The sequence below is a fragment of the Burkholderia sp. Tr-862 genome (assembly GCF_011753085.1).
Taxonomy (GTDB): domain Bacteria; phylum Pseudomonadota; class Gammaproteobacteria; order Burkholderiales; family Burkholderiaceae; genus Burkholderia; species Burkholderia ambifaria.
Genome location: NZ_VWWG01000261.1, coordinates 1 through 5,692, shown reverse-complemented (window position 1 = coordinate 5,692; position 5,692 = coordinate 1). Strand labels below are relative to the sequence as shown.

1 protein-coding gene and 1 pseudogene are annotated in these 5,692 nt (G+C 71.6%); both read left to right on the top strand.

Annotated elements, in window-relative coordinates; all coding sequences use genetic code 11:
• Positions 1 to 1,896, top strand: a pseudogene (locus F3J14_RS33100) (exodeoxyribonuclease V subunit gamma); the annotation flags it as partial.
• Entirely contained in the window at positions 1,893 to 5,603 is a 3,711-nt protein-coding gene (recB, locus tag F3J14_RS33095) for an exodeoxyribonuclease V subunit beta (protein WP_166726491.1), read from the top strand. The pseudogene F3J14_RS33100 and the gene recB, both read left to right, overlap by 4 nt.
• Positions 5,604 to 5,692: the final 89 nt, after the last annotated feature.

Genomic DNA, 5,692 nt, shown 5'->3' with positions numbered 1-5,692 from the left:
CTGTCGCCGACGGCGAGCGACGATGCGGCGGTGCCGGCGCCGCGCCATACGTTCTCCGATGCGCTCGCGCGGCTCTTCCTCGGCTATGCGATGCCGGAAGGCGCGGCACCCGTCGGCGCGTGGCTGCCGATCGAGGCGGCCACCGGCAGCGAGGCCGAACTGCTCGGCCGGCTCGCGCGCTTTACCGACGATCTCGACGGCTTCGCGCGACGGCTCGCCAGCGCGCATACGCCGCGCGCATGGAGCGAACTGTTCGCCGACACCCTCGCGCGCTTCTTCGATTCCGGCGCCGCGTATGCCGATGCGCTCGCGGGCGTGCGCGACGCGCTCGACGCGATGCTCGCCGCGATGACGGAAGGCGCGCCCGACGAGGCCTTGCCCGCGGCCGTCGTGCGCGCGGGGCTGACAGCCGCGCTCGACGATCCGGCGCGCGGCGGGGTGCCGTGGGGCGGCGTCACGTTCTCGTCGCTGACGAGCTTGCGCGGCTTGCCGTACCGCGTCGTGTGCCTGCTCGGCATGGACGACGGCGTGCTGCCGAGCCTCGCGCGCGCGGACGAGTTCGACCTGATGGCCGTCCTGCCGAAGCTCGGCGATCGCCAGCGCCGCGACGACGAGCGCAACCTGTTTCTCGACCTGCTGCTCGCCGCGCGCGACCGGCTGCTGATTGCCTATACGGGGCGAAGCATTCGCGACAACGCGCCGTTGCCGCCCGCGGCGCTCGTCGACGAACTGCTCGATCATCTCGCGCTCGTCACGGCCGGCGCGGACACCGCGCCGGGCGCGGTCGATGCCGCGCGGCGCGCGTTCATCGTCGAGCATCCGCTGCAACCGTTCGCGGCCGAGTATTTCCGGCCCGGCAGCGAACTGGCTTCGTACGACGCCGAGCGCGCGACGCTCGCGTCGCTGCTGGCGGCCGAAGCCGCGCGCGACGCGACGCGCGAGCAGCCGTTCTTCGCGCAGCCGCTGCCGGCCGAGCCGGTCGAGCCCGTTGCATTCAACGAATTCGAACGTTTCTGGCGGCATCCGGCACGCGCGCTGCTGCGTGCGCGGCTCGGCATCGTATTGTCCGACGCGCAGGCCGAACTGCTCGACACGGAGCCGTTCGCACTCGACTTCGCCGGCAGCGACGCGCTCGCCGAGCGCGTGCTGCCGCTCCTGATCGAATCGGATGAAGGCGGCGTTCACGATCATGCGCTGCGCATCGCGGACGCCAGCCCGGAACTGCCCGGCGGCGCGACGGGTGCCGTCTGGCGCGACCAGGCGCTCGGCTCGATGACGCAGCTTGCGTCGAACGTGCGTCGTGCGCTGGCCGACGGCATGGAGCGGCGGCCGTTCACGCTTGCGATCGCGCCCGCATGGCCCGACACCGACCAGGCGCTGTTCGGCGCCGATGACGCGATGCTGTCAGGCGACGCGGTGAGTGCGCCGCTCGAATTGCACGGCACGCTGAACCGGCTGACGCCGGCGGGCCAGATCATCTATCGCTATGCGCGGCCGAGCGCGCGTGACTACCTGTCTGCGTGGCTTGCGCATCTCGTCTATTGCGCGGTGGAGCCCGACGGCCCGCGCCGCACGCTGTGGTTCGGCAGCGGCGGCGCGTTCGAACTCACGCCGGTCGCGGCGCCGCTCGAGCGGCTCGCGCCGCTCGCCGCGCTGTTTCGCGCGGGGCGGCGCATGCCGCTGCGGTTTTTCCCGCGCAGCGCATGGGCACGCGTTTCCGACGGCGAGGCGAAGGCCGCGAGCGTCTGGATCAACGAGCGCGTGGTGAGCGAGGCCGACGATCCGGCCATCGCAATCGCGTGGCGCGGCGCCCATCCGTCGCTCGACGAGCCGTTCGGCACACTTGCGCGGCTCGTGTTCGAGCCGATGCTGGAACACCTGAAGGAGGTCGCATGAGCGCCGCATCACAGCCGCAGGCGGCGCTCGAACTCGACGTGTTCGCGTGCCTGCTCGACGGCGTCAACCAGATCGAGGCGTCGGCCGGTACCGGCAAGACGTGGAACATCTGCGCGCTGTACGTGCGCCTGCTGCTCGAGAAGGATCTCGGCGCGGACGAAATCCTCGTCGTGACCTTCACGAAGGCCGCGACCGCCGAACTGCACGAGCGGATCCGCGGGCGGCTCGCGCAGCTCGCGCATGCGCTCGACACCGGTGACGACGGCGGCGATCCATTCGTCGCGCGCCTGCTCGAGACGACGCTCGGTGACGCCGGCACGCTCGACCCCGAGACTGCCGCGAAACGGATCCGGCGCGCGTTGCGTGCATTCGACCAGGCGGCGATCCACACGATTCACGCGTTCTGCCAGCGTGCGCTGCAGGAAGCACCGTTCGCGGCCGCGATGCCGTTCGCGTTCGACATGCAGGCCGACGATGCAGCGCTGCGCTTCGAACTCGCGGCGGACTTCTGGCGCACGCGCGTCGAGCCGATGGCCGCGCGCTGGCCCGGCTTCGCGACGTGGCTCGTCGATTCGGGCGCGGGCCCGGCCGCGCTCGACGCCCAGCTTGCGCGCCGGTTGAAGAAGCCGCTCGCCGCGCTGCGCTGGGACGGCGTCGTCGAACCGGACGAATCGGCGGAGGCCGCTGCCGCCGAGTGCTTTGCGGAGGCGGCGCGGATGTGGGCCGACGAGCGCGATGCGATCGACGCGTTGCTGCGCGCCGCGCAGCCCGCGCTCAACCAGCGCTCGCACAAGCCCGACGCGCTCGCCGATGCACTCGGCGCGTGGACCGCCCATTTCGCGCAGGGCGATGCCGCGGCCGCGTTGCCGAAGGCGGCGCTCAAGCTCACGCGCACCGCGCTCGCGAAGGCGACGAAAAAGGGCGGCGTGACCCCCGAGCACGCGTTCTTCGACGTGGCCGACGCGCTCGAAGCGGCGGTGGCCGCGGCCGAGGCTACGCAGCGCGCCCGCTGGCTCGCGCTGATCGCCGACTGGCTCGACACCGCGCCGGGTGAACTGGCCGAACGCAAGCGTGCGCGTCGCGTCGTGTCGTTCGACGACCTGCTCACGAACCTGTATCACGCGCTGCATGCGCACCCGTGGCTCGCCGAGACGCTACGCGCGCGCTATCCGGCCGCGCTGATCGACGAATTCCAGGATACCGACCCGCTGCAGTTCGCGATCTTCAACCGGATCTTCGCGCCGGGCGGGCCGCTCTTTCTCGTCGGCGACCCGAAGCAGGCGATCTACAGCTTCCGCGCGGCGGATCTGCATACCTATCTCGCCGCACGGGCAAGCGCGAGCGCGTGCTATACGCTCGCGGTCAACCAGCGCTCGACGCCGGCGATCGTCGACGCGTGCAACCGCTTCTTCATGTCGAACCCGCGCGCATTCGTGCTCGACGGGCTCGACTATTACGCGGTGCGCGCCGGCACGCGCGTGCGTGCACCGTTCGTCGACGCAACCGATTCTGGCCCGGCCGGCGATTTCCGGATCTGGACGCTGCCGGGCGGCGATGGCACGCTGCTCAAGCGCGATGCGCAGGCGCAGGCCGCCCAGGCGTGCGCGGCCGAGATTGCCCGGCTGATGCGCGGGGCGCGCGAAGGGCAGGCGCGGCTCGGCGATACGCCGCTGTCGCCGGGCGACATCGCGGTGCTGGTGCAGACGCACCGGCAGGGCAGTCTCGTGAAGCGCGTGCTCGCCACGTGGGGTATCGGCAGCGTCGAGCTCGCGCAGGCGTCGGTGTTTTCGACCGGCGATGCGGAGCAGCTCGAGCGCGTGCTGGCGGCGATCGACGCGCCGGGCGACTTGCGGCGCTTGCGTTCGGCGCTGGCCGCCGACTGGTTCGGCCTCGATGCCGGTGCGCTGTGGCGGATGGAGCAGGGCGACGGCGACGGCGACGCGTCGCGCGAAGCGGCTGACAGCGCGGACGCGATGAGCTGGGTCGAGCGCTTCTCGCGCTATCGGCTGCTGTGGCGCGAACGCGGCTTCGCGGTGATGTGGCGCACGTTCACGCGCGAGTTGCGCATCGCCGAGCGGCTGATGGCCGGCGCGGACGGCGAGCGCCGCGTGACCGACATCAACCATCTGGCCGAACTGACGCAGGCGCGCGCGTCCGCGCAGCCCGGCATCGCGCCGACGCTGCGCTGGCTCGCCGCGCAACGGCTCGACGGTGGCGGCGAGGAAGCCCAACTGCGCCTCGAATCCGACCGCAATCTCGTGCAGATCGTGACCGTGCACAAGTCGAAAGGCCTCGAATACGCGGTCGTGTTCTGTCCGTTCCTGAACGACGGCGGGCTGCGCGAGCCGCCCGCGTCGGGGTTGCCGGATGCGCGCGAGTATCACGACGACGCGGGCGACGCCGTGCTGCATTACGGGTGCGACGACGAAGCCGCCGCGCATGCCGCGCGCCAGGCGCTGCGCGAACAGGCGGCGGAACGCGCGCGGCTCGTCTACGTGGCGCTCACGCGAGCGGTGTATCGGTGCTATCTCGTCGCCGGGCCTTATCTGTCGTCGCGCTCGACCCGTGAGGCGCGGCGCAGCGTGCTGAACTGGCTCGTGGCCGGCGCCGGCCAGTCGTTCGACGCGTGGCTCGACGAGCCGCCCGACGAAACGGTGCTCGACGCTGCGTGGCAAGCGCTGGCCGGCGGCCCGGTGAGCGTTGCACCGTTGCCGGTGCCGGCTCGGCGCGAACGGCTCGCGGCCGGCCACGATGCCACGCAGACGCTCGCGGCACGCCATGCGACGCGCGTGCTGCGCGACGCGTGGCGGATGGCGAGCTTCAGTTCGCTGACGGCGTCGATGGCGCGCGAGGAGGCGGGCGTCGCGGTCGTGCCGGACGACGAGCTTCGGCCCGATCACGATGCGCTTGCCGCCGTGGCGCCGGACGGTTCGTTCGTCGCGGCCGACACGGTCGCGGCCGAGCCGCCGGACGACGATATCCTCGTGTTTCCGCGCGGTGCGGCAGCGGGCGAGTGCCTGCACCGCCTGTTCGAACTCAGCCGCTTCACGGAGCCCGATTCGTGGCACCAGGCAGCGCTCGGCGCGCTGCACGACCGGCCGGTCGAGGCCGAGCCCGAACTCGCGACGCGTCTGCCGGCGATGATGGCGCGGCTCGTCGACGATGTCGTGCGTACGGAGCTCGTGCCGGGCATGCGGCTTGCGGATCTCGACCCCGCCAGGCGGCTCGACGAAATGGGTTTCCTGTTCCCGGCGCCGTCGCTCGAGCTGGGCGCGCTGCGGCGGCTGCTGGTTGCGCACGGCTATCCGGACGTTGCGCTTGACGCGGGCATGCTCGCCGGTTTCATCAAGGGTTTCATCGACATGATCGTCGAACACGACGGCCGGTTCTGGATCGTCGACTGGAAGTCGAACCATCTCGGCAATACGCCGGATGCCTACGGCCCGCGCGCGCTCGACGTCGCGATGGCCGATCACGCGTATCACCTGCAGGCGCTGCTCTACACGGTCGCGCTGCATCGCTATCTGCGCGGGCGGCTGCCCGACTACGACTACGACACGCATATGGCGGGCTACCTGTACCTGTTCGTGCGTGGCGTGCGGCCCGACTGGCGCAGCGGCGGCGAACCGGCCGGCGTGCATGCGCGGCGGCCCGCGCGCGAACTCGTCGACGCACTCGACGGGATGATGGAAGGGGGCCGCGCATGAACGCGTCCGACGATACGCTCGAATTCACCGGCGGCCTCGTCGCGCGCCTGCCCGAGCCCGCGGATTTCGGCATCGCGCTCGCGGAAGGA

Bases quoted from the DNA above. Each gene is read 5' to 3' on its own strand.
- recB (WP_166726491.1), top strand. From the start codon at position 1,893: ATGAGCGCCGCATCACAGCCGCAGGCGGCGCTCGAACTCGACGTGTTC.